Genomic DNA, 25,221 nt, shown 5'->3' with positions numbered 1-25,221 from the left:
AGCATGGAGTGGCTGATGGCATTCCGGACACCTTCACTACTCACTACTGCCTACTCACTACTGCCCACTCACCATGCTCGAAAACTTCAGCTTCCGCACCATTGTCGAATATCTGCCCCTGTTCGGGCAGGGCCTCGTCACGACCGTGTGGCTGTCTGTCCTGTCCTTTGCCGGCGCGCTCGCCGTCGGCATCGTGCTCGCCGCGATGAATTTGCAGCGCGGCCGGCTGTTCCGCGTCCCGGCCAAGGCCTATATCGACGCGGTGCGCGCCACGCCCTTGCTGGCGCAGCTTTATTTCCTCTATTTCGGCCTGCCGCGGCTCGGCTTTATCCTGCCCGAGTTCGTCGTCGGCATCCTCGCTTTGTCACTGAACAGCGGCGCCTATGTCGCCGAGATCATCCGTGCCGGCATCCTGTCGATCCCGCGCGGCCAGGTCGAGGCCGGCGTCGCTTCGGGCATGACCTATGTCCAGCGCATGCGTCTCGTCATCCTGCCGCAGGCGTTCAAGGTGACGATCCCGCCGCTGCTCGGCCAGGCGATCGTGCTGGTCAAGGATTCCGCCCTGTTGTCGCTGATCTCGGTTGCCGAGCTGACGCGCGCCGGACAATTGCTCGCCTCCGACCGCTTCATGCCGGCGGAAGGTTTCATCACCATCGCCGCCTTCTACCTCCTGCTCTATTACGGGCTGAAGGGGCTGGCGGCGCTCTCCGGGCGCTGGCTCGGCCTCGCGGGGGCACGGACATGATCTGGCAGCAGCTGCAAAGCATCGCCGGCAGCTACCCCCTCGCCTTGCGCGGCCTCGGCATGACCGTGGTGCTGTCGCTGATCGGCCTGGTGCTGGGCACGCTGCTCGGCTTCGGCCTCGGCATCCTGCGCACCGGCGGCAACCGGCTGATCAGCGGCGCGATCGGCGCCTGGGTCGATCTGATCCGCGGCACACCGTTCCTGGTGCAGATCTTCCTGATCTTCTTCATCCTGCCGGAACTCGGCATCGAGCTCGACGCCTTCACCGCCGGCATCATCGCGCTGACCAATCTGGCCGCCTGCTTCATCTGCGAGATCGTCGTCGCCGGCATCCGCTCGGTGCCGACCGGCCAGGTCGAGGCGGCGCTGGCGTCCGGCCTGTCGCGCTGGCAGCGCATGCGCCAGGTGGTGCTGCCGCAGGCGATGCGCATCGTGCTGCCGCCGCTGGTCGGGCAATATGTGCTGCTGATCAAGGATTCCTCGGTCGTCTCGGCCATCGGCCTGACCGACCTCACCCGCGTCGGCTGGCTGGTGGTGCAGCGTGTACCCAATGGGCTGCTGGTCTTCTTCCTCGTCGGGCTCGGTTACTTCATCGTCTGCTACCCCCTGATCATGCTGGCCCGCCGGCTGGAGCAACGCATGGGCGCGGCGCATGGCGAGGTGCAGTTGTGATGTCGAACCTTAGCAAAAATGGCACTGGCATGATCGAATTTCGCGGCGTCAACAAATGGTTCGGCCAGCTCAACGTGCTCAGGGATATCACGCTGAGCGTCGAGCCGCGCGAAGTGGTCGTCGTCTGCGGCCCGAGCGGCTCGGGCAAGAGCACCCTGATCCGCTGCATCAATGGCCTGGAGACGATCCGCGACGGCGACCTGACGGTCGACGGCCAGCGCCTCGGCGACGCCGCCACCAACATGACGCGGCTGCGCACCGAGATCGGCTTCGTCTTCCAGTCGTTCAACCTCTATCCGCACAAGACGGCGCTCGAGAACGTCACGCTGGCGCCGATCCATGTCCGCAAGATCCCGCGCACCGAGGCCGAGAAGGCCGGGCGCGAGCTGCTCGCCAAGGTGGGCCTCGCCGACAAGGTCGATGCCTATCCGGCGCAACTCTCAGGCGGCCAGCAGCAGCGCGTGGCGATCGCGCGCTGCCTCGGCATGCGGCCCAAGATCATGCTGTTCGACGAGCCGACCTCGGCGCTCGACCCCGAGATGATCTCGGAAGTGCTCGACGTCATGGTCGCCGTGGCCGAGGAAGGCATGACCATGATGGTGGTGACGCACGAGATGGGCTTTGCCCGCAAGGTCGCCCAGCGCGTCGTGTTCATGGACGCCGGCGCCATTGTCGAGAGCGGCACCCCGGACGAGTTCTTCTCGCACCCGAAGACGGACCGCAGCCGCGCCTTCCTGAGCAAGATCCTGCGGCATTAGGGTTCGAACTCAACTCAGCTGGCTGTCGTCGATGGCCGAGATGGATGGAAAGCGGCCCTTCGCTGGACGTTCCCTAATACGACAGATGCGCGCCGGGCTTCCTCTTAGGGCGGCCATTGCCGCACTTCCACCAGCCGCTTCCCTTATGCTGGCATCAAATCGATGACCCGCATGATCGCGACCGCACTGCTCGTGTTCTGGGTGCCTTCTGTCGTAGCGCCATTAGCGCAGGCCCAAACATCGCCCTTCTTGACTGTGAACTTTTGTTTGTTGTGAACGACCGAAAGTTCTCCCTCAGTCATGTGGCAGAGCATGTCGTTCTTCATCATGTTGTCAGTCGTCTTCGCTCCAGGCTGAATGACAACATCGCGCAGCTTCACCGTTGCATAGGCTGGTATGACCGACTTGCGCTCACCAAGCGCTACAACTCTGACGCCGGGTGAGACCTCCTTGCCCTCATCGGGGCCGTAAGTCTGGGCAGCTGCTGGTGTCCCCCAAGCGATCAGAGGCGTTGCGGCCAGTGTAAGACCGAGTGCAATTGTGGATCTACGATTGACGGCTTCCATGGTTTCCTCCCTGTTCAAAAGTTGGTCGGAAAGGTAGGCCAACAATCAACGATGGGCCGTTGCGGCGAAGAGTCAACTGACCTTCCGAGTTAGTTCAGTCTCGCTCGCGGCTAGCGAGTTTCACAAACCACTCGGGCCGCCGAGACGGAGAGGGGGAATTGCGCTGACCATGTCATTGCGTGCGACCTTGTCCCGCCATCAAAGACATTTCATTCTTGCGAAGGCCCTCGCTGCCAAAGACCCCTCTCCGGCCGCTTTGCGGCCACCTCTCCCTCGCCCTGCGGCGCAGGAACCCAAGCCTATTGCGCATCCGCGTGCGTGCTCAATTCGGCCCTCTTCTCATCCGAGACGACGGCGAGGTCGAGCACCTTCTGCAATTCGGCGGCATGGCGAAACGACGGCTCGGCCTGAACGCCGTTGCGCACGGCATCGACAAAGCGCTGGTAGTTGGTCGCCACCGTTCCGGCGTCCAGAACTTGCCATTTGGCGTTCTCGACATCTTCGCCGATGCAGGCTTTCAGCTCCGAGCTGGTCAGATTGTGCACGACTTCGATGCCACCCTTGTCGCCGTAGATGCGCAGGCGGAGTTCGTTGAGATGGCCCGTCGCCCAGCGGCTGGCATGAACGACACCGAAAGCACCATTGCTGAAATCCAGCGCCATGGTGAAACTGTCGTTGGCATCGAGCTCGTACTCGCCGATCCGGTTTTCGGGCGCCTTGTCGAAGGACCGCAGGCGGCAGAACACATGGTCGATGTCGAGTGCGGCGCCATAGCTGGCGAAATCGAGGATGTGGATGCCGACGTCGCCCAGCACGCCATTGGAGCCGTGGCCGCGCGACAGCCGCCACAACCATTTCGGATCGGTGCGCCAGTCGCCCCAGAACTTGGATACCAGCCAGCTCTGCAGATAGGAGGCCTCGACATGCCTGACCGTGCCGATCTCGCCAGCCAGCACCATGGCGCGCGCTCTCTGCAGCGGCGCGACATTGCGATAGGTCAGATTGACCATGTTGATGATGCCGGCTCGCTCGGCGGCATCGGCCATCTCACTGGCCTTCTCGAAGTTTTCGGCCAGCGGCTTTTCGCAAAGCACCGGCTTGCCCGCCGCGATCAGCATCATGGTGGTCGGATGGTGGATGCGATCGGGCGTCACGTTCGCCACCGCGTCGAACTTGCCCCATGCCAGCGCCTCGTCCAGCGACGCGAAGCGGTTGGGGATGCCATAGATGTCCGAAAACTTGTCGACACGCGTACGGTCGAGATCGACGGCGCCGATCAGTTCGACGCCCTCGATCTTGCCGAACTGCCTGGCATGCTCCTCCGCCATCCAGCCCGTACCGAGTATCAACAGACGCATGATTCTTATCCTTAGGACAGGGCTTTATCTTCTTGTTCGATAATGGATTTGTCGTCTAGCGGAAGCCGGTTTCGCCGGCGGAATGAAGTTTTCCGCCACGCTCGACGATCGGCTCGAGCGCCTTTTCCACCGGTACGTTCGGCGCATCGAGGATGGCCGGATTGGAGCCTTGGGGGTTGTGCGCCCATCTCACCGCATTGCGCAGCACCTTGTGGACGTTGGCGTCGTGATAGGTCGGATACGTCTCGTGGCCGGGCCTGAAATAGAAGATGTTGCCGGCGCCGCGGCGATAGGTCAGCCCCGACCGGAACACTTCGCCGCCCTGGAACCAGGAGATGAACACGGTCTCGAGCGGCTCCGGCACGGCGAACTGCTCGCCATACATCTCCTCGTTTTCGAGCTCGAAATACTCGCCGATCCCGGCAGCGATCGGGTGGTTGGGGCTGGTCACCCAGAGCCGTTCGCGCTCGCCCGCCTCGCGCCATTTCAGCGTGCACGGCGTGCCCATCAGCTTCTTGAAGATCTTCGAGAAATGGCCGGAATGGAGAACGATCAGCCCCATGCCTTCCCAGACGCGGCGCGCCACGCGCTCGACCACTTCGTCGGCGACGGCGCCATGGTCCTTGTGTCCCCACCACAGTAAGACGTCGGTCTCGGCGAGACGGTCGGCCGGCAGTCCATGCTCCTTCTGCTCCAGCGTCGCCCACGATACCGAAATCTCCGGGTCGAGCTTCAGCGCATTGGCGATCGTCGCATGCATGCCCTCGGGATAGATGCCGGCGACCACCTCGTTGGTCCGCTCATGAATATTCTCGCCCCAGACGACAGCGCGTATTGTCATGATGTCCTCGTGATTGTTTGAAGCTGGAGCCGCCCCTGCGGGTCAGTCATAATATCCTCGGCCGGGAATGAAAACCTCGAGATTGGCCCAAACGTCCCCCAGCGTCGTCATCCCAGGGCGAAGCAGGAGCGAAGCGACGTCGCGAAGACCCTGGGATCCATGCCGTGACTTCTATGCGCTGCGACGGTGCAGAACCTCGATGCAAGAGGGATAAGAGGTGAAAGGGATTGCGACAGAACGGCGTTAAATCTGCATCGTTGCATTCTTCGGCTGATGCAACGGCATGGATCCCAGGGTCTGCGCTTCCGCTTCGCGTCCGCTCCGCCCTGGGATGACGAAGCCGTAAAGGACCGCGAACGCCCTAAGCGCCGCGGCCCTCTTGGGCGACGCGTGTCAGCGGCTTCGACAGGCGCGGCACCACGACGAGCCGCTTGATCTTGCCCTTCTTGTAGGCGGCGAGAAAGCGGGCATAGTCCTTGAAGACGACGCAGCCATTGGATTCGGCGCGCCCGCCGCGCAGCATGTAGGTGTGGGCGAGCAGGCCGTCGCGGCCATATTTGTTGCTGCCGCTGGCAGGGGTGAGACGCAGGGCCTCGACGCCATGGAAGCGCGATTCCCGCAGCGTCAGATTGTAGGTGTCGGGCGGCGTCGGACCGACATTCTTCTTGTGAACGTAGCGCGGCTGGTCGACCATCGCGCCCAGTCCCGAATGTGCCTCCAGCCGTGAGCCGTCGGGCATATAGACGGTCTTGGCCGAGATGTCGTAGACGGCGACGCCGCTGCCCATGTTGGGCGTGGTGAACAGGTTCCTGAAGGCTCCGCCGAGTCCGCCGGAAGGCAAGTCGGGCTTGGCATAGGCCAGCATGTCGCCGCCCTGCGTCTTCGACCGTTTGCCCGGCTTGCCCGACACCGCCGGCACTGCCGCTTGTGACGAATTGCGCGGCGACAGGCTGCCGGGTAGCGTCTCGACCGGCGGAGCGTCGGCCGTCTGGACCTTGCTCGCCCTGGATGCCTGGGCCCTGGATTTCTGGGGCGGCTCCGTTTTTGCTGCCTGGGCCTTTGATGCCTGATCCTTTGGCGCCCGGTCTTTCGAGGCTTGAGCCTGGGGCGCCGGCTCATCGATGTCCGCCTGCGGACGCAGCGTCGGCAGCGGAACGCTGTCGGGCATGTCGTCCTGCGGCGGCAGCGAGGCCAGTTGGACCTCAGGCTCTTGCGGCTCTTGCGAAGCTGCCGGCTCGCTTGCCACGACGGCTGCCGGGAGCACGTCGATCATCTGCTCCGGCAAAGTATTCGCCAGCGCCAGAGCCAGGCGCGACGAGCGTTCGATCTCCGCCACCTCCGGCCCGAAGCGCACCGATGCCGGGCCGTTCGGGTCGGGAATGCGTACCGGCTCGGCGAACCGGGCGGCGGCCGGCAGGCTTGCGAGCATGACGGGTGAGCCGGCACGGGCAAAGGCGGCGGCAAGCTTTTGCGGCGACAGCCCTGCTTTGGCCACCACGTCGTCGAAGCTCGATTGCCGCGATGCATCGGCGACGAGCGGCACCGTATTGCGCTTGAGACGCGCCGATTTTCCCTGGTGAACGAAATTCGACGCCGACCGCAGGCAGTTGGCATCGCACCCGTGCTGCAGCAGCTTGGCCGACAGCGCTGCGTTTGTCGCGGCCCATGTCGGGGCCTGCGCCTTTGCAAGGCTGCGGCGAGGATCGGCGAGCGCGATGGTGCGCGGCGCGAGCAGGCTTTGCGGGAGACCGTTGGAAGCGGCGGTGAGCGAGGTTCCCATCGAATAAAGGCCGGCCAAGGTCGCCGCCGACCATAAAGCAATGGCTGCGCCGACGGCCGGAACCGCGACCCAGCGCAGGCCGGGCCTCATCGAAGTCAATCCAGTTGCAGGACTGTCACCCCGGGTTTTCGCACTTACAAACGCCATTCAACCACTCTCAATCGGCCGATGCCGGCTAGCGGATTTCGCAGCCGTGACATTCACAGTTCGCCTGGTGCCCCCAGCACGCTTCGCGTCTGTTGCCGATTGATTCAAAAGATGGACAAAGTTGGTTAACCAATCCCTCTACCGACCGCCGATTGGGCGACGGCCACACCGAAAAACGCCCTCCAAAACCTGCATAATTGGCAAAACTGCCCTCCAATGATGACTTTGCTGCCCGTTTTTGTCGGCCGAGTCAAGAAAGCGAAATGACTAGACCTAGCTGGGCGGAGTCGGCCATGGCTGCGAAAGTGAAGCCGGGCCGACCAGAATCTTGCGGCCGGCAGCCGCCGTCATCGAGCCCCGGCGATCGATCAGACCGGTGATTATCGACCCGGCACTTGTCGACCTGCCACTCGGGCGAATGAACGATTACCGTCTGAGAATTCGGGATAGCGGCAAGATGTTTGCCGCGCAGCAGCTGAATGTCGCCAAGTGCCTGAGCGGGATATCCAACACCTAGACCACAGCCACCACTATGTGAGCCTGAATTTTGGCAGCAACCTTGCCGCTGCCATGCCTGTCTGCAATGGCGGCTGCGGCATAGTCGGTTGCAGCGTCCAGCTTCCCCGCCTCTCTGGCCTCGATTTCGTTGCGAAGGAGAGTGCCCTGGCAATAAGCAACGGCCGGAAGGCGCGGCGAGGAGGCACGGCTTTGTTCGGCTCTCGTCTCGATCACCACACCGGAAAAACCTGCGTCCTCCAGCTCGCCACGGATCAGTGCCGTATCGTGGTAGCCATGCGGCGTGCGTGCCAGAAAGCGCGGCGGATCGTTCGGAAAAATCCTCGCCAGAGCATTCGTCACATCGTCGGCAAACACGTTCTCCTCGATGCGATCCCATACGCTGAATAGAAAATGTCCTCCGGGCTTCAGGACTCGCCCGGCTTCGCGGTAGGCAGATGAGCGGTTGGGAAAGAACATCGCGCCGAACTGACAACAAACGAGATCGAAGGCCGCATTTTCGAACGGTAGCGCCAGAGCATCAGCCTGACGCCATTTGATGCGATCGTCGGGAGCTTGCCGCGAAGCGGCGTAGTCGAGCATCGGCTGGTTGAGGTCGGTTACGACATAGCTTGCATCGGCGGACAGTTTTGGCGCCAATGCGCGGGTGACAACCCCGGTGCCCGCGGCGGTTTCCAGAACGGCGCTTGGCGACAAGGACGCTGCTCGCCGTGCAAGATCTGCGGCGAACGGCTCGAAAATCAACGGCACCATATAGCGGTCGTAGTTTTCCGGAATTGAGCCGGCGAATACCTTGTCCGTTTCCAACATTGCTATCCCCCGCCGTCCGTTTGATGGCTCGTCAGCATAGCATGGAATTGTTTGCTATTCGGTCGCATTCGACCGGGAGGCGGTTCGCTCCCGGAAGCTCCGAAACGCCGTGCTGCAATTATCTGCATATGTGTTAATATCTTGTGGTCATGCGCATTGGTGCGTGGCCAAACATAAAATGGGAGGATGCGATGAAAACCATAAGTCGCAGGTCTGCAATCGCGCTTGGCGTGACGGCGGCAGCGGTAACGCCTTTGTTCACGCTGGCGGCTGCTGCAAAGGTCAAGAAATACGGCCCGAAGGAAGGCAAGGAGATAGCCCCCGGCGTCAGATTGGTCGAGGTCGGCACCGGCAATTCCGATATCCCCGCTTACAAGAGCATCTCAATTGTCGACATAGTCTTTCAGCCCGGAGCAGCCGCCCCTCAAATGGTGATGGACAACGACATGGTGTGCACCATTGCTGCCGGTGAATTCACGATCAAGAAGGCGGACAAAGAATTCAAGCTTAGGGAAGGTGACGTGTACACCTGCTCCAAGGGCAAGACCGACGAGGCAGCCAACACCAGCAAGGTAGTCGGCATCCACCGCATCGCCGTCTTGATACCTGCCTAGCGCATGCCAGCGAAAACCGGCCCGCGTCCTCGTCCGGACGCGGGCCTTTTGATGAGGTGCGTGCTTATGAGCCGTTTCTCCCTCCGCCCGCTTTGCAAGTGTGCGCTATATTAGAAATCACGCAAGTTTCTGGATGACTGCAAACCGGTCTGCCGGCCTGCAGTGGCGCCCCTGCATCGCCGCATTCGCAGGCCGGCACCGCGCTGGGCGTTTGGCTTCACGAACCGGCGCGGTGCTCCTCCCGAGCTGCCTCCCAGACCTCGCGCGCCGCGTCTGCGTTCAGCGCCGCAATTCCGAGGCCGACGATCAGATCCGGCCATGCCGAGCGCCATAGGAAGGCAGTTATCAACCCGGCCAGTATGATCGCGATGTTGGCGACGGCGTCGTTGCGGGCCGAAAGGAATGCCGCCCTGGTAAGACCGCCGCTGTGACGGCGGTAGCGCGCCAGCATGTAGGCGCACGACAGGTTGACCGCCAAGGCGCCCAACCCCGCCAGCGTCAGCGCTGCCGGCTGCGGCGGCACCGGCATGTTGAACTTTTCCCACGCGGTCCACAGCGTCGCCAGGCCGGGCACCAGAAGGATAAGCGCCAGCGCCATGCCGACCCGCGAGCGGGCACGCAGCGACCAGCCCATGGCGAGCAGTATCAGGAGATTGACCGAGGCATCTTCCAGAAAATCGACGCTGTCGGCGAACAGCGACACCGAGCCGATCGCCAGCGCCACGGCGAATTCGATGCCGAAGTAACCGAGGTTCAGCAGCGCGACGACGAGCACCACCCGGCGAAGGCCGTCCGACGTAATGGCTTGCTGCATAGTCTGCCCCGATGTGATGGCGTTAATGTTGTTGCTGGGCGTCCCGTTCCTCGACCGTCTCGATCTCGCAGGCTTTGAGGCCAGCCTAGGCCGAACATGGCACGTCTGTCACCAAAACGCCTGCGAGCCAAAACAGGATGGCCATCCTGTTTTGGGCGTGCCCTCATGCGCGTCGCTCGTCAGGCAAAGCCGGGAACCGGCTTGGTCTTGCCGCTCAGTTGCGCGCCCAATGTCAGGGCCTGCGGGAAATTCCGGACGATCGCCGCCATTACGGTGGCGCTGCCGGGGCGAAGGGCAATTCCGGCGAGGGCCGCGGCGGCGTGGACACGTGTCGAAAACAGTCTTTTCCAGGCCGCCTCGTAGCGTCTGGCGGCGGCCTCGCGCCCCGCTTGTCCACTTGGCGCGGATGCGAGTTCGCAAGCCAGCAGCCAGCCGGACTGAAGCGCCATCGAGATGCCCTCGGCGGTGACTGGGTGAGACTCTCCGGCTGCATTGCCGACCCGGAAGATGTCCTGTTCGTAGCAGGAGCGAATTCCCGGCCGGATCGGACCCGCGGCAAGCCAGGGACCATCGAGGTGCGCCGGTTCCAGGGCGTCTCGCACGCCCCGGCATGAATTCATGAGATGGCGCGAGACCACATCGGCGGCTGACACATGGCTCCGGTGTTCGGGGTCATGTTGTTTACGCAGCCGCGCGAGCACATCGCGGCGAATGCAGCACGAGATCGACAACCGTCCATGATCCACCGAGACCATGCCACCATAGCCGCCGGGAAAAGCCAGCAGAGGCATCAAATCCGGTGCAAGCGACGACCCGGTGAAATGCGCCTTGAAGCCGAGCAGGTCCGACGGCCGATTGGTCTTTGCGAGCTGGCTGGGTAGTGGTCCCGGCTCCCAGGAGCCGTGTGCGGCGACAATCACCGGCGCACGCAACATCACCGCTTCATCCCCGGCCTGAACTCGTACACGTTGCATCTCACCATCCTGGTCGATGGCGACGGCGCGGCAGGGCTGGAAGATTTCGACGCCCGCCGATCGCGCCGCCTGTAGAAGTAGAGAGTCGAGAATGTCCCGGCCGAGCGCCCGGCCGAAGCCGTGTTTCGCACGAGACCCAGCTCCTGCACCAGGCATTGCAGCCTCGACGGAGGTCTCACCGAAAAACAAACCGACGCGGCGGATTTCGGGGCCGGCATTGGCACGCCAGGCATCGCCGATCTCCAGCTGGTCGAGAAGCGCAAGATTGCTTGCCGAGATGTATTCGCCGCAGACCTTGCGGCGCGGAAATGCGGTCTTCTCCACAATGGCCACGGCCCATCCGCGCCGGGCCAGCGTGAGCGCGACGGAGGTGCCCGCCGGGCCGGCGCCTATGATGATCGCATCATGGGCCGACAATCGCGTCATCGCTCGTCACCGGCGCTGGCGCCGACGAAGATGTGGGAAAACGGGCCAGCGCGCCGTTCCTCGACCGGTGTGCCGTTGGCCGCAAGCCAGAGGCCGGAAAGCTCGCGGCCGCGAAAGCCGGCACGCACGCTCTGAGCCGCGTCGTTTCGTGTGACGTCGTTGGCGCCGATTGCCGGGAGAAGACGGGTCGCGGCCAGCGCCAGTTTCGCCCGCAGCGGCTCCGTCGCGATGAGCAACGGGGCTTTCGGCCTGATGAGCGAAAACAGACGCACGAGCTGCGCATCGTCGAGATGATGCAGAAACAGATTGACGGTGATGGCGTCGAACCGCACGCCCTCGATCTTTCCTGCCCAATCGAAGATATCGGCGGTAACGCCTTCGGCCTTCCATCCCAGGCTGTCGAAATCACCGCGCAATTGCGCGGTGACGAGGTCGACGCGGTCGAGCATCACCAGTTCGACCCCGGGCCAATGCCTGGCCATGCGCCGCGCCACCGCCAGCATGAAGGAGCCATCACCGGCGCCGATCTCCAGGATGCGGCGTGGCGGCGTTGGCACGAACCTCCTGAGCAACGACGTCATGATCGGCGCCTGAAACATCAGCATGTTGATGCGACGAAGGTCGCGGCGCGCGACAAGCGCTCGCGGATCGTCGGCCGCAAGTCCGTCGAGGATTTCCGGCGCAAGCTGCCGACGCTCCAGGCCGCTCATGACACCGTTCGAAAGAGCATGGTTTCCGCCGTCAATCCTGGTCCGAACGACATGCCGCAACCGAGCAGGCCGGGTGGCGCCTTCAACATCTCCTTCATCACGAACATGACGGTCGCGGACGACATGTTCCCATACCGGCGCAACACCTCGCGCGATGGGTCCAGCGCGGTGGACACCAGTTTCAGGGCCCTTTCGACGGCGTCGAGAACCGAACGTCCACCCGGGTGCACGGCCCAAAGGTCGATGTCTTCCGCCGATCGACCGCCGAGGATGGCGGCCTGGTTGCTCCGCAACGCTTCATGAATGGCTGCCGGAACCTGGCCGGAAAGAACCATTTCGAAGCCGTGGTCGCGAATGTTCCAGCGCATCAGCTCCCGCCGCTCCCTCGCCACCAGACAGTGAAAGCTATCGAGCTCGATGCCGGCCGGCTCGGCGGTCACGAGCGCGGCCGCGCAGCCGTCACCCCAAAGGCAGAACGACAGCAGCTTTTCGAGTTCAGTGGTTTCGCGCAGATGCATCGTGCAGAGCTCGATATTGACCAGCAGGACCTTGGCCTGCGGGTCGGAGCGGACGATGTGGCGGGCCAGCTTGAGGCCGTTGATTGCCGCGTAACAACCCATGAACCCGATCATCGTGCGTTCGACACTGTCCGGCAGCCCGCAACGGGCAACCAGTTCGAGATCGATGCCCGGCGCCGAAAAACCGGTGCAGGTGGTGACGATCAAATGGGTGATGCGGGAAGCGTCGTCGCCAAGCTGCAATCCGTCGATGCCCTTTTGCGCCAGAACAGGTGCTGCATCGTCGAACATTGCCATTCTCATCGCCGTTCCGGGAAACGCACCGCGGATGAAGGTCCCCGCCAGGTCGGCGGATGGTCCCGCGGGGTCGGACGCCGGCGCAAAGCAGGAATAGCGGTGCTCGATGCCGGCAACATCGGCCATGCGTTCGAAGATCCTCCGGCGATCGGCCGCGAGCATCGAGGCCGCAAAACGCAGGTAGAATTGATGAACCTCGTGCTCCGGCACCGCTGTCGCGATCCGGTTGATATAGGCCTTGACGGGCATATTCTGTCTCCTCGGCGTATGCACGGTGTGCCGCCGGAGGGTCTTTGGTTATTGACACCGATGTCGAACACCGGATTGAGCTGTTCGATAAACGTTTCCGGAAACTGATTTCTTCCCGAAGGTTCAGTACGTGCTGTTGGCAGGCAAACGGTTGGAGCCGGCGGGCGGTTGCGTCGCGCATCCAAAATCGCCACATCATGTTGACCTTCCATCTACTGGAAGGTCTATTACCTCCGACAAAGGAGATTTCCGCCATGAACATCGGCGTCGCATCCGAAAAATCCGGCCTGCCGGCCAAGACGATCCGCTACTACGAGGATATTGGGCTCTTGCACCCGGCCCGGACAGACAATGGCTATCGCGATTATTCGACGGCCGATATTCACCGGCTGCGCTTCCTGCAGCGCTCGCGAAGCCTGGGGTTTTCGGTCGACGAATGCCGCCAGCTGCTGTCGCTGTACCAGGACAGGGAACGGGACAGCGCCGACGTGAAGGCGATCGCGAAGGCCAAGCTGGTGGAGATCGACAGGAAGATCGCTGAACTGGTCGGATTGCGCGGCTTGCTCCACCATCTGGTCAGTCACTGCCACGGCGACGAGCGGCCGGATTGCCCGATCATCGACGAGCTGGCGGGACAAGGCGTCGCCCAGTGAGGCACGCAGCCATTGCAACAGTGCTGTCGCTTGCCTGCCTCTCTGTCGTGCTCGCCGCCGCCCATTCGGACCGTGATGCGGTCATCGAGGCTCGCCAGACCTCGATGAAGGAAATGGCCGAGGCGGCAAAGACGATCGCCGGGATGTTCGACGGCAAGCGGGCATATGACGCCGCAGCCTTCAAGGCGGCGGCCGAGACCATCCGCGCCCGCACCGGCCCTGCCCTGATTGCCGAATTCCCCCTCGCGACGTTGGGCGCGCCTTCAGGCGCCAAGCCGGATATCGACCCCGCCCGCGCGGAGTTCGAAGCACTGGCTCGTCATATCGGGACGCTGGCCCGCGCTCTGGCCTCCGACGCCGAGCGGGCGCCGCCGCGCATCACCGACGACATGAGAATGGGGTCCGGCCTGGCGATGGGCGGTGGCAGCCTGCTTGGCAAGCGGCCGGGGCCGGCGGAAGCCGATCCCGCCAGCATTCCCGCCGAGCACCTCCTGCACCTTATCCTGCAGGATTGCTCGAGCTGTCACTCGAAGTTCCGGCAAAGGGTCGAGTGATGGCCAGCTGGACGCCAGCCGGCAAGATTCGACCATCGGTCCTGGGTCAGTTTCTGTGCCTAGTTGTGCCACCAGATCTTGTATGCCGAAATGACCAGGATTGCGGCCAAGATTGGCAAGAGGACTTGCTCCGGCACGATGCCGAGCAGCAAGCCCCCGATGAACGTTCCGACAATTGAACCCGCTGCCATGACAAGCAAGAACGTCTTGTTCCTGCCGATCACTGAAAAGCTTTGATCCCGGCTGTAGCGGGTGAAGCCCACGAGCATGGTTGGCAAGCTCACCGCAAGCGACAGAGAGCCCGCCAGCTTAATATCGGCGCCGAACAGGAGAACCAGTGTCGGGATAAGAAGCTCGCCTCCTGCCACGCCTAGCAGAGATGCCACGATGCCGATTGCAAAGCCGGCAATGATGCCGGCGACGATCAGTGCCGCACCACTGAACAGCGGTTTGCCTGTCGCGCTCGGATCGTGACCAAAGACCAGAACGATAGCGATCAACACCAGCAAACCGGCAATCACCTTGTAGAGCGTTTGCGACTTCAATTTCGTTGCCCATCCTGCTCCGAACCAAGCGCCTAGAAGGCTGCCGGCCAACAGATTGAGTATGATCGGCCATTGCGCCGCGACGGAAGGCAGCGGCACCGCCGCCGCTCGGAACGGCAATGCCGTGGCGACGACGACCAAACTCGTCGCCTTGTTCAGGATCACAGCTTCGAGGGCGGCAAAGCGAAACAGGCCAATCAGGAACGGAAGGCGGAACTCTGCCCCGCCAAGCCCAATCAGTCCACCAAGCGAACCGACGCCAGTTCCAATGATAAAGGGAAAGATTCCACGTCGAATTGTCATCCGCCCATATGCTGCGAAGGCATCGAAGTTTTCAACCAGCGCGACTTTATACGTTCCGCTCTGGCTTACTCAGCAGTCCATTCGAAGTTCCGGCAAAAGGTCGAGTGATAGCGTCAGCTCCGCAGCTGCTGATTCGCCATGAAACTGCGCCAGCCGCCAAAATGCGAGATCTCCTTTGCATCGGTGAGGCCGGCACTTTCGACGAGGAAGCCTTTTGGCGACGTTCCATCGTCGAGCAGAAGCGTCCCGATGCCGAGCGGCGGCGGGATCGCGGCGACGAAGCGCCCGAAGGCTTGCGGCGAGAGCCGCCAGACTTCGACCTCGATCGCTGTCCCCTTGCCATTGCAGGTCCGCTCGAGCCCCGGTCGCGGCACCGACTGGCCGGCAAGCGCGTAAAGCCGGTAGAGCGGCGCCGTTCTCGCAGCCCGTGCGAACATTGCGCCGAGCTGCTGCAGCTGGCCGTTCAGCGCCATGCCCGATAGATGCGCGCCGACCACGGCCAGCTCGATCGTGCCTTCATCCACGTCCGCGCGAGCATTGCCACGCGGCGGCAGCGGCCAGCCGGTAGCGCCCAGCGAAAGGCCGCTTGCCGCATGCATGTCGCGCGCAAGCGACGCCGTCAGATGGTCCTTGCCCGCCGCGGCAAGCAAGGTGATGCTCATCGGCAAACCGTCGCTACGAGTTCCGCTCGGCACCGAAATGCCGCACATGTCGAGCAGATTGACGAAATTGGTGTAAGTGCCGAGCCGGCTGTTGGTGACGATGGGGTCAGCCAACACCGCTTCAACCGTGTAATGCGTCGGCGCGGTCGGCACGCAGAAAAGATCGACCATGGCGATGACCGGCGCAACCTTGGCCTTATAGCCTTGCAAGGCATAGAGCCCGTTGAAAGCGTCCGCCGCCGAAAGCTTTCGCGCACCGCCGATGATCTGCCGCGTCACCGGATGCATGGCCGCCTCGTTGGCTTCCATGAAGTCCTCGATCGCGGCGTAACGCTCCGCCACCCAGGCGCCCTCGTAAAGCAGATTGGCGGTGGCGTAGAAATCGCCGAACGGGATTTCGACCAGCCTGCAGCCCAGCTCTTCCAGCGCGGCAAGAGCGGCCTCGAAGCCCGCCTGCATCGCCTGGTCGCCGAAGAACGTCCAGTCGGCCCTGGCCGGCACGCCGACCGTCAGCACCGGCGGGCGCGCGGCAAGGGCTTGAATGGCGAAGTCGCGCGAATAGGGATCGGCGTTGTCCTTTGCCGCCGCGATCTCGAACACCCTGTAGGCGTCGTCGACGGTGAGCGCGAACACCGAGACGCAGTCGAGTGTCCGGCAGGCCGGCACGACGCCGGCGGTCGACAGCGCGCCGACGCTCGGCTTCAGCCCGATAATGTTGTTGAGACCGGCGGGTATGCGCCCCGAGCCGGCGGTGTCGGTGCCGAGCGCGAACGAGACGATGCCGCGCGCCGTCGCCACGGCCGAGCCGCACGAGGAGCCGCCCGGCACCAGTTTTGGATCGATCGCGTTCCTCGGGATCGGATAGGGCGTGCGCACGCCGACGAGGCCGGTAGCGAACTGGTCGAGATTGCTCTTGCCGACGACCAGCGCGCCGGCGGCCTTGAGGCGTGCGACGACATTAGCGTCTTTTACCGGCAAGTAGGCATATTCCGCACATGCTGCCGTCGTCGGCATGCCGGCGACATCGATGTTGTCCTTGGCCGCGAATGGTACGCCCCACAGCGGTTTTGCCACGGGGTCGAACGGGCCGAGCTTTTCTGCTTCGGCAAGCATCTCCGCCCTGCTCGCCAGATGAATGAAGATGCCCGGATCGTCGGCTGTCGCGAGCCGCGCATGGATCGTATCGATCACCTCGCCGATGCCGACGCCGGCCTGATAGGCGGCGTGCAAGCTCGCTATATCGAAGCGGATGTCGCTCATTTGGCCTCGTCCAGAATGACTACCGGCAGGTTCCACTGGATGAGTACGACGCAGCCGTTTTTTGTCCACACCGAATGCTCGGTTCCGACCGGGTTCAGGATCACGCTGCCCGCGGCATAATCGCCGTTCTCGTCGCTCTGTGTGCCTTCCAGCACGATGATCGTTTCTAGCCCGGCATGGCGATGGCGCGGCACGCCGGCGCCCGGCCGGTAGTTCAGGATCGCCACCGACGGTTCCGTCGGTCCGCCCTTGAGCAGCCAATGCACCGCAATACCATCGCGGAAATGCTCGAACGCCAGGTCGCGCCAGCCCCCTTGAATAAGAGCCTGGTATGCAATGTTAGGCATTGGAAATTCCCTCGAGCACCTGATCGGTCGTTGCGGTCCAGCCGACGATGGCGCCCTGCGCCCTGATCATGGCCAGCGCTGCCGCCTTGAACTCCGGAAAATAGCTCTCCGTCGCATCCTCGGCGAGCAGGCATTCATAGCCGCGGTCGTTGGCCTCGCGCATCGTCGTCTGCACGCAGACCTCCGTCGTCACTCCGGCAAAGACCAGTTGCTGTGCGCCGAGCCGCTTTAGGTCGTCGCCGAAGGTGGTGGCATAGAATGCGCCCTTGCCGGGTTTTTCGATGACGATCTCGCCAGGCAGTGGCGCAAGTTCATCGAGGATCGCCGTTCCCGGCTCGCCCACGATCAGCACGCGACCCATTGGACCGACGTCGCCGATCCGCATCGATGGGTTGCCGCGGTTGCGCTTGGCCGGCGGCAGATCCGAAAGGTCTGCCTTGTGGCACTCCATCGTGTGGATCACCGGCAGGCCAGCGGTGCGGAACCCCTCGATCAGCCTCTTCACCGTCGGCACAATCGCCGTGACCCGGCTGACGTCGTTGCCGAGGCTGGCGCCGAAGCCGCCCGGCTCGGCGAAATCGCGCTGCATGTCGATGACTACCAGCGCCATCGTCTCAGACTTGAAGGCAAACGGAAACGGCAGCGCCTCAATCTCCGCCATCAATGATGTCCCGCCATGTGCTCGCCGATCGTCTGCACGCTCGCCTGCGCGATCGGCGTCTCGTAGACCAGCGCACCGTCGGACATGACGAAGATGCGGTCTGAAAGTTCAAGCAGCTCGTCGAGATCTTCCGACATCAAGAGCACCGCGGCGCCGGCATTGCGCGCCTTCATGATACGGGCGCGGATTTCGGCCACGGCGGAGAAGTCGAGGCCGAAGCACGGGTTCGAGACGATCAGAAGATCGACTTCGCCGGTCAGTTCCCGCGCCAGCACCGCGCGCTGCACATTGCCGCCCGACAGCGACGAAATCGGCGAAGCTAGGGATGCCGTCTTGACCTTGAACTGTTCGACCAGACGGGCCGCGTAGTCCCTGATCGCGCTCATCCTGATCCAACTGACCGGCTTGCCGGCCTCATCGAGGTCGAAGGTCCGGAAGGCCATGTTTTCCGCGACCGTCATCTTCGGTGCGCAGGCATTGCGCAACGGTTCCTCCGGAATGAAGCGGACATTGAGCGTGCGCGCCTCGCTGCGGCTGGCGCCATAGGGCGAGCCCTTCACCAGAATGTCGCCGGCATTGCGCGCCCGCTGTCCGGCAAGAACTTCAAGAAACTCCTTCTGGCCGTTGCCGGAGATGCCGGCAATGCCGACGATCTCGCCGGACTTCACATCGAGCTCGCCGATGTCGATGGTTTTCAAGCCGGTGCGGTCGGGCGCCTTCAGCGACTTCACCGTCAGCACCTGCCGGGCTCCGGCCGGCACCGGAGCACGACTGTCGAGCGCTGAAATCGGCTGGTCGCCGATCATCATCGCCGCCATCTGCTTGTGGGAGAGTTCGGAGACCTTCCCGGTTCCGGTCAGCCTGCCCTTGCGCAGCACTGTGATGTCGTCGGCAAACGCCGTCACCTCGTGGAATTTATGCGAGATCATCAGCACCGTAAGGTCGCCGCTCCTTGTCATGGCGCGCACCAGCCCAAGCACCTCCTGCGCCTCGCCGGGAGTGAGCACCGAGGTCGGCTCGTCGAGCACCAGGAAACTACGGCCGAGATAGAGCTGCTTGATGATTTCGAGCTTCTGCTTCTCGCCGGCCGCAAGTTCCGCCACCTTGACGTCGAGCGGCAGCTTGAACGGCATACGCTGCATGAATTGCGCAAGTGCGGCGCGCTCCTTGCGCCAGTCGATGACCCCGGGCACCTTTTCGCGCGAAATAACCAGATTCTCCGCGCCGGTCAGCGACGGGACGAGCGTGAAATGCTGATAGACCATGCCGAGCCCTAGCGCCGAAGCGTCCTTGGGACTAGCGATCGCGACCTCGCGGCCTTCGACCAGCATGTCGCCGGCGGTCGGGTGATAAAAACCCATCATGCATTTGACCAGCGTCGACTTGCCGGCGCCGTTTTCGCCGAGCAGCGCATGGAACGATCCCGCCGGCACCTTTATCGAGACGTCGTCCAGCGCGGTGAAGGCGCCGAAGCGCATGGTCATGCCGATGGTCTCGACGCCGACGGCTTTCTTGGCTCCGCTCAAGATCTTGTCCTCACGGCAGCTGCGCGACGAAGGATGCCGAGTTCGACACCGCGCCGAACACGCCGCCCTGCATCTTGATCATCTTGATCGCGGCGAGATGATTGCCGTAGTCGGTCGCGCCGCAGCAATCCTCCAGCATCACGCATTCGAAGCCGCGATCGTTGGCCTCGCGCATCGTCGTGTGGACGCAGACATCGGTGGTGATGCCGGTCAGCACGATGTTTTCGATGCCGCGCTGGTGCAGGATCAGTTCGAGGTCGGTGGCGCAGAACGAGCCCTTGCCCGGCTTGTCGATGATCGGTTCGCCCGCCGCCGGATAGAGGTCGGGGATGATGTCCCAGCCGGGTTCGCCGCGCACCAGGATGCGCCCGCAAGGTCCGGGGTCGCCGATGCCGGCATTGATGCGGCGCGAGCGCCAGCGCTTGTTGGCCGGCAGGTCGGCGAGATCAGGCCGGTGGCCCTCGCGCGTGTGGATGATGGTGTAACCCTTGGCCCGCATGGCTGCGAGCACCGACTTGATCGGCTCGATCGGCGCCCGCACCAGCGAAAGATCGTAGCCCATATGATCGACATAGCCGCCCGGCCCGCAGAAATCGGTCTGCATATCGATGATGATCAGCGCCGTATTGTCCGGCCGCAGCTCGCCATTATAGGGCCATGGATAGGGATCGGCATCGATGTAGCGCTGGGTGATCTCGGCTCTGGCGTTCATCGGAGAAACTCCAGTCATTTGGTGATCGACAATTCGCCCGGCGCGCCGGCAAGCGAGCGGCTCGGCGACGAGGTGGCGATCATGATGATAAGCGTGAGGATGTAAGGCGCGGCGTAGAAGAGATAGTAGCCCTGCGTCACCCCGACCGATTGCAGTGCCGGGCCCAGCGCGCCCGCACCGCCGAACAATAGTGCCGCGGCAAAGCAGCCGAGCGGATTCCAGCGCGCGAAGATGACCAGCGCCACCGCCATCAGCCCCTGCCCCGACGAGATGCGTTCGGTCCAGCTGCCGGGATAATAGAGCGACAGATAGGCGCCGCCGACGCCGGCGAGCGCACCGCCGACACCTGTCGCAAGCAGGCGCACGGTGTTGGGATTGAGGCCCATGGCGCGCGCCGCATCGGAGCTGTCGCCGACGACGCGCACGATCAGGCCGGCGCGCGTGTTGCGGAAGGCCCACCACAGGAACACGGCAAGTGCCGCACCGATCAGGAACAGGATGTTGACGCTGAGCGCCGCCTGCACCTGCGGGATATCCGACCAGCCACCGAAGGCGATGGCCGGCAGGTCTGGTGCCGAGGGCTGGATGAACGGCTTGCCGAAGAAGAAGGCGAGACCGGAGCCGAACAGCATCAGCGCGATACCGATGGCGATGTCGTTCACCCCGCGGAATTTGCAGATCCAGCCGTGGAACAGCCCGAAGCAAAGACCGGCACCTGCGGCAGCCAGCAGGCCGAGCCATGGCGAGCCGGTCATCACCGCGACGGCGTAGGCAGTCATCGCACCGAAGACCAGCGTGCCTTCGAGGCCGAGATTGATGCGGCCGGAGCGCTCGGTGATGGCTTCGCCGAGCGAGACGAAGATAAAGGGCGTCGAAACGCGGATGGCGCCGCCGAGAATGGCGAGCGGCACGCCCCACAGGCCGATCTCGGTCGCGTCCATCAGGAGCCCCTCTTCCACAGATCGGGATTGAAGACCTTGAAGCGGCCGTAAAAAGTTTCGCTGAACAGGATGACGACGAAGAGCATGCCTTGCAGCACAAGCACGGTGGCGTCGGGGAGGTCCATGCGGCGCTGGATCAGCCCGCCGGAAGCGCCGATGCCGCCGAGCAGGAAAGCGACCGGGATGATGGCGAGCGGATTGTGGCGGGCGAGGAAGGCGACGAGGATGCCGGTATAACCATAGCCGGCGGCGAGCGAGGCGTTGGCGCTGCCTTGCACCGCGCCGACCTCCAGCATGCCGGCTAGCCCGGCAAAGCCGCCGGCGAGCCCGGTGAAGCCGACGATCAGCGGCCCGACGGCAAGCCCCTGCACCTGGGCCGCCCTGACATTGCCGCCGGCAATGCGGGCGGCAAACCCCCAGCGCGTCTTTTCGATCAGCAGCCAGGACAGGACGCAGGCGACGATACCGAGGACAAGGCCCCAGTGCACGTCCATGCCTGGAATGTTGCCGATGCGGTAGGCATCCGCCAGCGGCTCGGTCGAGGGTTTGTTGAGCGAGGCCGGATCGCGCAGCGGCCCTTCGACCAGATGGTTCATCAGCGCGATGGCGATATAGGCCATCAGCAGGCTGGAGATGGTTTCGTTGACGGCGCGGTAGTGGCGGAGTGCGCCGATGGCACCGACCCAGATGCCGCCGGCGACCACGCCCGCCACACCCATCAGCAGGATGACCAGAAAAGCCGGCGCGCCATTCACTGCCACGCCGATGGCGGCGGCGGCAACACCGCCCAGCACGATCGCGCCTTCGCCGCCGATGACGACAAGGCCAAGTCGTGCGGGCAGCGCCACGCAGAGCGCTGCCAATAAAAGCGGTGCTGCCCGCGACAGCGAGTTCTGGATCGAGAACCACGAGCCGAAGCCGCCACGCCACATCGTCTCGTAGAGTTGCACCGGCGATTTGCCGACCAGCGCGATGAACACGCTGAACAGCGCCATGCCGACGATCAGCGCCGCGAGCGGTATGACGAAGGCTTCCGCCCGCCGCGCCGCCCATTCGAGCGCCGCCGGATAATTCCTGGCGCCAAACAGCGCGGGTGCGCCCGCAGTGCTGACCGTGTCTGCCATGGCCCCGTCTCCGATCCGGTTCAGGCGGTCGAACCGACGACGCCCTCGACCAGGTAGTCCATGCTTTCGAGTTCGAGCGCGGTCTCGACGAAGGCTTGGCCCTCCGTCGCGACGACGACGCCCTTGTTGCTCTTCAGCGGACCCTTGATGACGGAAAATCCGCCTTTCATCATTTCGGCTAGCGTGCCGTCGAACTGCTTGCGGGCGGCATCGCCGACGGCGGGGCCGAGCGGGCTCATCTTGACGAAGCCGTCGGCCAGGCCGCCGCGCGTGAAATTGGGCAGCGGCGTGCCGGCCACCAGATCGTCGACGAACATCTTGTAGACCTTGGCCCAGTTCCATTCCGCGCCGGTCAGGTATTTTTCCGGCGCCAGCGGGCTCTGGTTGGCATGATAGCCGCAGACGAAGGCGCCACGCCCGGCCGCCGTCTCGACCACCACCTTGGGGCTGTCGACATGACAGGTGATGACGTCGGCACCCTGGTCGACCAGCGCATTGGCGGCCTCCGCCTCCTTGACCGCCAGCGACCACTCGCCGGTGAAGATCACCTGGCAGGTGATGGTCGGGTCGACCGAGCGCGCGCCGAGCAGGAAGGAATTGATGTTGAGCAGCACCTGCGGGATCGGCTTTGCCGCGACGAAGCCGAGCTTCTTGGTCTTGCTGGTGTGACCGGCGACGACGCCGTTCAGATACTGGCCCATGCCGATATAGCCGAAATAGGAACCAGCATTCATCGGATGCTTGTCCTTGTTCCACATGCCACCGCAATGGCGGAACTGCACGTCGGGGAATTTCGCGCACATGGCCAGCATGTGCGGATCGAAATAGCCGAACGAGGTCGGGAAGATCAGCGACGCACCGTCGAGATTGATCATCGATTCCATCGTCTTCTGGACGTCGACCGTCTCCGGCACGTTCTCCTCTTCGACCACGGAAATGCCTTCAATCCCCTTCAGCGTGGCGGCGCCTTCGGCATGCGCCTGGTTATAGCCGTAATCGTCCTTTGGCCCGACATAGATGAAGCCGACGGTGGCCGTCGCGGCGAAGGCCCTGCTGATCGGAAACGATGCGGACGCAAGGCCGAGCGCCGCTCCGACGGCGGAGGTCTTGAGCAGCTCGCGACGGCTAAGCATGAATCTCTCGGACATTGAATGCTCCCTCTATGGGGCCTTTGGGGCCGGTTAACACCTCAATGAGAGAAGTGTATGCAATCAGCATGCCAGTTTCAGAAATTGGATTTATTCAGCAATATCAATGAGCGTGCCGATGTGGACTGCACAAAGCCGGAGCAATTGCATACACTTTTTGCCTTCAAAATCGCCAATTTGACATGAAGGCTAAAACATAGGCATACAGAGCTGCGGAGGAATCGAAGCCGGTGAGTGGCTTACGGCTCTAGCGAAAAGACTGGACGGAGGAGACGTGTCGGGAAAGCGCAATTTGATCAGGTCGGGCACGACCGTCGATCAGATGGTGAGGGCGATCAGCGACCGGATCGTCACCGGTTTCCTGCGTCCCGGCGAAAAACTCGACGAAGCCTCGCTCGCCGCCCGCTTCGACGTCTCACGCACGCCGATCAGGGAAGCGCTAAGCCGGCTCAGTGCCATGGGACTGGTCGAAAGGCGGCCGAACCGCGGCGCCACGGTCGCCGTGGTGACGCAGGAGCACCTCGCCTCGATGTTCGAGAGCATGGCCGAGCTTGAAGCGATCTGCGCGCGCTTCTCGGCCGAGCGCATGACGTCCGGCGAGCGCCGCACGCTGGAGGCCGAGCACCAGGCCTCGGCGCGCTTGGTGCAGCTCGGAGCCGAAGAAGAGTATGAGCTTTTCAACACCCAATTCCATACCCGGCTCTATCGCGGCGCCCACAGTAAGCACATTTATGAACTGACCGTCATGACCCGCGGCCGGCTGGCACCGTTCCGGCGCGCGCAATTCATGCTGCCCGGGCGGCTGGCCCAGTCCTGGCAGGAGCATGACGCCATCGTCACCGCAATCATGCGCGGCGACGGTGCGGCCGCCGGAACAGCCGCCAAGGACCATGTCTCGATCGTCAGCGAGGCAAGCGCCGTCTTCGCCATCGGCGATCGCCCCAAAGGCAAGGCCGAACCGGTCCCGACATCGGTCTCCTAACCCTCAATCGACCAGCACGGCGACCACGGCAGCGCAGTCGCCGGCCTTGACCAGCCCCGGAAAATGCCGCGCCGCCAACAGACCGGACATTTTGGCCCGGATCTCCTGCGGAGCGCCGCCGGTGCGGCCTATGGAATGGATGCGTGCCAGCACCTGGTTTTCTACCACCGGCTCGCCGAGATCGATCATCGTTTCGATCATCCCGTCGTCCTCGGCGAACGAGAAGCAATCGCCGGACGGCATGTCGAGCCAGCGGGTTGGCTGCATCTCGACCGCGCCGGCGACGATGCCAGCATGGCGCAGCACGTTGAGCACGCCGCGCCGCGCGATCCGCACCGTTTCCGCGCGCGAAGTCCCGCCGCCACCGAGCTCGGTGGTGATGAACAGCTTGCCCATCTCCTCGGCGGCAGTGTCGAACATGCCGACCGCATCGATCTCCAGCATCTTCATCGACCAGGGTGCGGAGAACGCTGCCACGGCAGCGAACCCCTTCGCTTCCAGCACCTTGTCAGGCCGGATGTGGGCAGCGCAGAACGGCACGAAGTCGAGTGTCTTGCCGCCGGAGTGGAAATCGAGCGCGATGTCCGTACGGGGCAGAAGCTCGCGCTGGAAATAATCGGCGATCTTCTCGGTCACCGTGCCGTCGGGCCGGCCGGGAAAGCTGCGGTTGAGATTGCCCTTGTCGATAGGCGAGGTGCGCGTGCCGGCGCGGAACGCCGGATAGTTCATCGCCGGCACGATGATGACCGTGCCGCTGACTTGCTTCGGGTCGAGCGTTCGGGCGAGATCGTAAAGCGCCAGCGGCCCCTCGTACTCGTCGCCATGATTGCCGCCGGTCAGCAACGCGCTCGGCCCGTTGCCGTTGCGGATGACGCAGATCGGGATCATGACCGATCCCCAGGCGGAATCGTCGCGGCTGTAAGGCAGGCGCAGGAAACCGTGCTGAACCCCGTCGCGCTCGAAATCGACGGTCGGCGTGATCGGTGACGGGCGAAGGCTGGACATCGGG

General features: G+C 63.5%; 26 protein-coding genes. 7 read left to right on the top strand and 19 right to left on the bottom strand.

From position 1 onward, the window contains the following. Positions 1 to 73 precede the first annotated feature (73 nt). The 3 genes from NKH17_RS16855 to NKH17_RS16845 are packed head-to-tail and all read left to right on the top strand — an operon-like array spanning position 74 to position 2,174. Positions 74 to 745 carry an amino acid ABC transporter permease gene (locus NKH17_RS16855; RefSeq protein WP_352897689.1) on the top strand — a complete coding sequence of 224 codons (672 nt, stop codon included), beginning with the start codon at positions 74 to 76 and terminating at the stop codon, positions 743 to 745. Then, positions 742 to 1,416: an amino acid ABC transporter permease gene (locus NKH17_RS16850; RefSeq protein WP_352897687.1), complete on the top strand. Its 675-nt coding sequence runs from the start codon at positions 742 to 744 to the stop codon at positions 1,414 to 1,416. The genes NKH17_RS16855 and NKH17_RS16850 overlap by 4 nt, the downstream gene beginning before the upstream one ends. 29 nt (positions 1,417 to 1,445) lie before the next feature. Next, positions 1,446 to 2,174, top strand: coding sequence for an amino acid ABC transporter ATP-binding protein (locus tag NKH17_RS16845; RefSeq protein ID WP_352475653.1), 729 nt, complete (start codon positions 1,446 to 1,448; stop codon positions 2,172 to 2,174). Positions 2,175 to 2,317: 143 nt separating this feature from the next. On the opposite strand, the gene NKH17_RS16840 is transcribed toward NKH17_RS16845, so the two are convergent. From NKH17_RS16840 to NKH17_RS16820, 5 genes are all read right to left on the bottom strand, one after another. Next, positions 2,318 to 2,740, bottom strand: coding sequence for a hypothetical protein (locus NKH17_RS16840; RefSeq protein ID WP_352475654.1), 423 nt, complete (start codon positions 2,738 to 2,740; stop codon positions 2,318 to 2,320). Between the two features lie 299 nt (positions 2,741 to 3,039). Then, positions 3,040 to 4,098, bottom strand: a complete 1,059-nt coding sequence (locus NKH17_RS16835; RefSeq protein ID WP_352649654.1) for a Gfo/Idh/MocA family protein — start codon at positions 4,096 to 4,098, stop codon at positions 3,040 to 3,042. A gap of 55 nt (positions 4,099 to 4,153) precedes the next feature. Then, positions 4,154 to 4,939 carry a ThuA domain-containing protein gene (locus NKH17_RS16830; RefSeq protein ID WP_352897683.1) on the bottom strand — a complete coding sequence of 262 codons (786 nt, stop codon included), beginning with the start codon at positions 4,937 to 4,939 and terminating at the stop codon, positions 4,154 to 4,156. Positions 4,940 to 5,300: 361 nt separating this feature from the next. Continuing rightward, a complete protein-coding gene (locus NKH17_RS16825; protein ID WP_352897681.1) occupies positions 5,301 to 6,809 on the bottom strand; it encodes a tlde1 domain-containing protein in 1,509 nt (502 codons plus the stop codon). Between the two features lie 570 nt (positions 6,810 to 7,379). Further along, on the bottom strand, positions 7,380 to 8,192 hold the full coding sequence (locus tag NKH17_RS16820) for a class I SAM-dependent methyltransferase (RefSeq protein WP_352897679.1): 813 nt from the start codon (positions 8,190 to 8,192) through the stop codon (positions 7,380 to 7,382). A 191-nt stretch (positions 8,193 to 8,383) separates the two neighbouring features. On the opposite strand from NKH17_RS16820, the gene NKH17_RS16815 reads away from it, so the two are divergent. Then, positions 8,384 to 8,806 (top strand): hypothetical protein, encoded by a 423-nt coding sequence (locus NKH17_RS16815; protein ID WP_352649657.1) that lies wholly within the window; start codon positions 8,384 to 8,386, stop codon positions 8,804 to 8,806. A 217-nt stretch (positions 8,807 to 9,023) separates the two neighbouring features. Here NKH17_RS16815 and NKH17_RS16810 read toward each other — a convergent pair whose 3' ends face one another. The 4 genes from NKH17_RS16810 to NKH17_RS16795 form a co-directional block, all read right to left on the bottom strand. Then, positions 9,024 to 9,620: a cation efflux transmembrane domain-containing protein gene (locus NKH17_RS16810; protein ID WP_352897677.1), complete on the bottom strand. Its 597-nt coding sequence runs from the start codon at positions 9,618 to 9,620 to the stop codon at positions 9,024 to 9,026. A 179-nt stretch (positions 9,621 to 9,799) separates the two neighbouring features. Then, a complete protein-coding gene (locus tag NKH17_RS16805) occupies positions 9,800 to 11,020 on the bottom strand; it encodes an NAD(P)/FAD-dependent oxidoreductase (protein ID WP_352897675.1) in 1,221 nt (406 codons plus the stop codon). After that, on the bottom strand, positions 11,017 to 11,730 hold the full coding sequence (locus tag NKH17_RS16800) for a methyltransferase domain-containing protein (RefSeq protein ID WP_352897673.1): 714 nt from the start codon (positions 11,728 to 11,730) through the stop codon (positions 11,017 to 11,019). Before NKH17_RS16800 ends, NKH17_RS16805 begins: the two co-directional genes overlap by 4 nt. Beyond that, positions 11,727 to 12,794, bottom strand: a complete 1,068-nt coding sequence (locus NKH17_RS16795) for a type III polyketide synthase (RefSeq protein WP_352897671.1) — start codon at positions 12,792 to 12,794, stop codon at positions 11,727 to 11,729. Before NKH17_RS16795 ends, NKH17_RS16800 begins: the two co-directional genes overlap by 4 nt. Before the next feature lie 254 nt (positions 12,795 to 13,048). Between NKH17_RS16795 and cueR the strand changes: the two genes are divergently transcribed. Both cueR and NKH17_RS16785 read left to right on the top strand, forming a co-directional pair. Next, positions 13,049 to 13,447 carry a Cu(I)-responsive transcriptional regulator gene (gene cueR / locus NKH17_RS16790; RefSeq protein WP_254819466.1) on the top strand — a complete coding sequence of 133 codons (399 nt, stop codon included), beginning with the start codon at positions 13,049 to 13,051 and terminating at the stop codon, positions 13,445 to 13,447. Continuing rightward, positions 13,444 to 14,001 carry a cytochrome c gene (locus NKH17_RS16785; RefSeq protein ID WP_352897668.1) on the top strand — a complete coding sequence of 186 codons (558 nt, stop codon included), beginning with the start codon at positions 13,444 to 13,446 and terminating at the stop codon, positions 13,999 to 14,001. The genes cueR and NKH17_RS16785 overlap by 4 nt, the downstream gene beginning before the upstream one ends. A gap of 59 nt (positions 14,002 to 14,060) precedes the next feature. Here the strand turns inward: NKH17_RS16785 and NKH17_RS16780 are convergent, their stop codons facing one another. From NKH17_RS16780 to NKH17_RS16740, 9 genes are all read right to left on the bottom strand, one after another. Further along, positions 14,061 to 14,849: a sulfite exporter TauE/SafE family protein gene (locus NKH17_RS16780; RefSeq protein ID WP_352475741.1), complete on the bottom strand. Its 789-nt coding sequence runs from the start codon at positions 14,847 to 14,849 to the stop codon at positions 14,061 to 14,063. Between the two features lie 113 nt (positions 14,850 to 14,962). Further along, positions 14,963 to 16,771, bottom strand: a complete 1,809-nt coding sequence (gene atzF / locus NKH17_RS16775; protein ID WP_352897666.1) for an allophanate hydrolase — start codon at positions 16,769 to 16,771, stop codon at positions 14,963 to 14,965. Then, the gene (locus tag NKH17_RS16770) at positions 16,768 to 17,118 is read right to left on the bottom strand and encodes a cupin domain-containing protein (protein ID WP_352897664.1); all 351 of its coding nucleotides are present in this window, start codon (positions 17,116 to 17,118) and stop codon (positions 16,768 to 16,770) included. The genes atzF and NKH17_RS16770 overlap by 4 nt, the downstream gene beginning before the upstream one ends. Beyond that, entirely contained in the window at positions 17,111 to 17,779 is a 669-nt protein-coding gene (locus NKH17_RS16765) for a cysteine hydrolase family protein (RefSeq protein WP_352897662.1), read from the bottom strand. The genes NKH17_RS16770 and NKH17_RS16765 overlap by 8 nt, the downstream gene beginning before the upstream one ends. Further along, positions 17,779 to 19,263, bottom strand: coding sequence for an ABC transporter ATP-binding protein (locus tag NKH17_RS16760; RefSeq protein WP_352897724.1), 1,485 nt, complete (start codon positions 19,261 to 19,263; stop codon positions 17,779 to 17,781). Before NKH17_RS16760 ends, NKH17_RS16765 begins: the two co-directional genes overlap by 1 nt. 52 nt (positions 19,264 to 19,315) lie before the next feature. Further along, complete coding sequence (biuH, locus tag NKH17_RS16755; protein ID WP_352576462.1) at positions 19,316 to 20,017, bottom strand: biuret amidohydrolase; 702 nt, start codon at positions 20,015 to 20,017, stop codon at positions 19,316 to 19,318. Positions 20,018 to 20,031: 14 nt separating this feature from the next. After that, positions 20,032 to 20,958 (bottom strand): ABC transporter permease, encoded by a 927-nt coding sequence (locus NKH17_RS16750; RefSeq protein WP_352897660.1) that lies wholly within the window; start codon positions 20,956 to 20,958, stop codon positions 20,032 to 20,034. Beyond that, on the bottom strand, positions 20,958 to 22,082 hold the full coding sequence (locus NKH17_RS16745; protein ID WP_352897658.1) for an ABC transporter permease: 1,125 nt from the start codon (positions 22,080 to 22,082) through the stop codon (positions 20,958 to 20,960). Before NKH17_RS16745 ends, NKH17_RS16750 begins: the two co-directional genes overlap by 1 nt. Positions 22,083 to 22,102: 20 nt before the next feature. After that, complete coding sequence (locus NKH17_RS16740; protein ID WP_352897656.1) at positions 22,103 to 23,230, bottom strand: BMP family ABC transporter substrate-binding protein; 1,128 nt, start codon at positions 23,228 to 23,230, stop codon at positions 22,103 to 22,105. Between the two features lie 322 nt (positions 23,231 to 23,552). Between NKH17_RS16740 and NKH17_RS16735 the strand changes: the two genes are divergently transcribed. Continuing rightward, positions 23,553 to 24,212 (top strand): GntR family transcriptional regulator, encoded by a 660-nt coding sequence (locus NKH17_RS16735; protein ID WP_352897722.1) that lies wholly within the window; start codon positions 23,553 to 23,555, stop codon positions 24,210 to 24,212. 3 nt (positions 24,213 to 24,215) lie between these two features. Here NKH17_RS16735 and doeB read toward each other — a convergent pair whose 3' ends face one another. Further along, positions 24,216 to 25,217 (bottom strand): N(2)-acetyl-L-2,4-diaminobutanoate deacetylase DoeB, encoded by a 1,002-nt coding sequence (gene doeB, locus NKH17_RS16730; protein ID WP_352897654.1) that lies wholly within the window; start codon positions 25,215 to 25,217, stop codon positions 24,216 to 24,218. Positions 25,218 to 25,221 lie beyond the last annotated feature (4 nt).

This window comes from Mesorhizobium sp. M1334, from assembly GCF_040317995.1.
Lineage (GTDB): Bacteria > Pseudomonadota > Alphaproteobacteria > Rhizobiales > Rhizobiaceae > Mesorhizobium.
Note: the sequence above shows the minus strand (reverse complement) of the source record. Positions and strands in the feature narration are given on the sequence as shown.

What these genes read in the sequence shown, in the direction of transcription:
- NKH17_RS16850 (WP_352897687.1), top strand. Translation starts at nt 742, where the DNA reads ATGATCTGGCAGCAGCTGCAAAGCATCGCCGGCAGCTACCCCCTCGCC.
- NKH17_RS16840 (WP_352475654.1), bottom strand. Translation starts at nt 2,740, where the DNA reads ATGGAAGCCGTCAATCGTAGATCCACAATTGCACTCGGTCTTACACTG.
- NKH17_RS16800 (WP_352897673.1), bottom strand. Translation starts at nt 11,730, where the DNA reads ATGAGCGGCCTGGAGCGTCGGCAGCTTGCGCCGGAAATCCTCGACGGA.
- NKH17_RS16745 (WP_352897658.1), bottom strand. Translation starts at nt 22,082, where the DNA reads ATGGCAGACACGGTCAGCACTGCGGGCGCACCCGCGCTGTTTGGCGCC.
- NKH17_RS16735 (WP_352897722.1), top strand. Translation starts at nt 23,553, where the DNA reads ATGGTGAGGGCGATCAGCGACCGGATCGTCACCGGTTTCCTGCGTCCC.
- cueR (WP_254819466.1), top strand. Translation starts at nt 13,049, where the DNA reads ATGAACATCGGCGTCGCATCCGAAAAATCCGGCCTGCCGGCCAAGACG.
- doeB (WP_352897654.1), bottom strand. Translation starts at nt 25,217, where the DNA reads ATGTCCAGCCTTCGCCCGTCACCGATCACGCCGACCGTCGATTTCGAG.
- NKH17_RS16770 (WP_352897664.1), bottom strand. Translation starts at nt 17,118, where the DNA reads ATGCCTAACATTGCATACCAGGCTCTTATTCAAGGGGGCTGGCGCGAC.
- NKH17_RS16765 (WP_352897662.1), bottom strand. Translation starts at nt 17,779, where the DNA reads ATGGCGGAGATTGAGGCGCTGCCGTTTCCGTTTGCCTTCAAGTCTGAG.
- NKH17_RS16750 (WP_352897660.1), bottom strand. Translation starts at nt 20,958, where the DNA reads ATGGACGCGACCGAGATCGGCCTGTGGGGCGTGCCGCTCGCCATTCTC.
- NKH17_RS16780 (WP_352475741.1), bottom strand. Translation starts at nt 14,849, where the DNA reads ATGACAATTCGACGTGGAATCTTTCCCTTTATCATTGGAACTGGCGTC.
- NKH17_RS16845 (WP_352475653.1), top strand. Translation starts at nt 1,446, where the DNA reads ATGATCGAATTTCGCGGCGTCAACAAATGGTTCGGCCAGCTCAACGTG.
- atzF (WP_352897666.1), bottom strand. Translation starts at nt 16,771, where the DNA reads ATGAGCGACATCCGCTTCGATATAGCGAGCTTGCACGCCGCCTATCAG.
- biuH (WP_352576462.1), bottom strand. Translation starts at nt 20,017, where the DNA reads ATGAACGCCAGAGCCGAGATCACCCAGCGCTACATCGATGCCGATCCC.
- NKH17_RS16825 (WP_352897681.1), bottom strand. Translation starts at nt 6,809, where the DNA reads ATGAGGCCCGGCCTGCGCTGGGTCGCGGTTCCGGCCGTCGGCGCAGCC.
- NKH17_RS16810 (WP_352897677.1), bottom strand. Translation starts at nt 9,620, where the DNA reads ATGCAGCAAGCCATTACGTCGGACGGCCTTCGCCGGGTGGTGCTCGTC.
- NKH17_RS16760 (WP_352897724.1), bottom strand. Translation starts at nt 19,263, where the DNA reads ATGACCATGCGCTTCGGCGCCTTCACCGCGCTGGACGACGTCTCGATA.
- NKH17_RS16820 (WP_352897679.1), bottom strand. Translation starts at nt 8,192, where the DNA reads ATGTTGGAAACGGACAAGGTATTCGCCGGCTCAATTCCGGAAAACTAC.
- NKH17_RS16795 (WP_352897671.1), bottom strand. Translation starts at nt 12,794, where the DNA reads ATGCCCGTCAAGGCCTATATCAACCGGATCGCGACAGCGGTGCCGGAG.
- NKH17_RS16855 (WP_352897689.1), top strand. Translation starts at nt 74, where the DNA reads ATGCTCGAAAACTTCAGCTTCCGCACCATTGTCGAATATCTGCCCCTG.
- NKH17_RS16830 (WP_352897683.1), bottom strand. Translation starts at nt 4,939, where the DNA reads ATGACAATACGCGCTGTCGTCTGGGGCGAGAATATTCATGAGCGGACC.
- NKH17_RS16815 (WP_352649657.1), top strand. Translation starts at nt 8,384, where the DNA reads ATGAAAACCATAAGTCGCAGGTCTGCAATCGCGCTTGGCGTGACGGCG.
- NKH17_RS16805 (WP_352897675.1), bottom strand. Translation starts at nt 11,020, where the DNA reads ATGACGCGATTGTCGGCCCATGATGCGATCATCATAGGCGCCGGCCCG.
- NKH17_RS16740 (WP_352897656.1), bottom strand. Translation starts at nt 23,230, where the DNA reads ATGTCCGAGAGATTCATGCTTAGCCGTCGCGAGCTGCTCAAGACCTCC.
- NKH17_RS16835 (WP_352649654.1), bottom strand. Translation starts at nt 4,098, where the DNA reads ATGCGTCTGTTGATACTCGGTACGGGCTGGATGGCGGAGGAGCATGCC.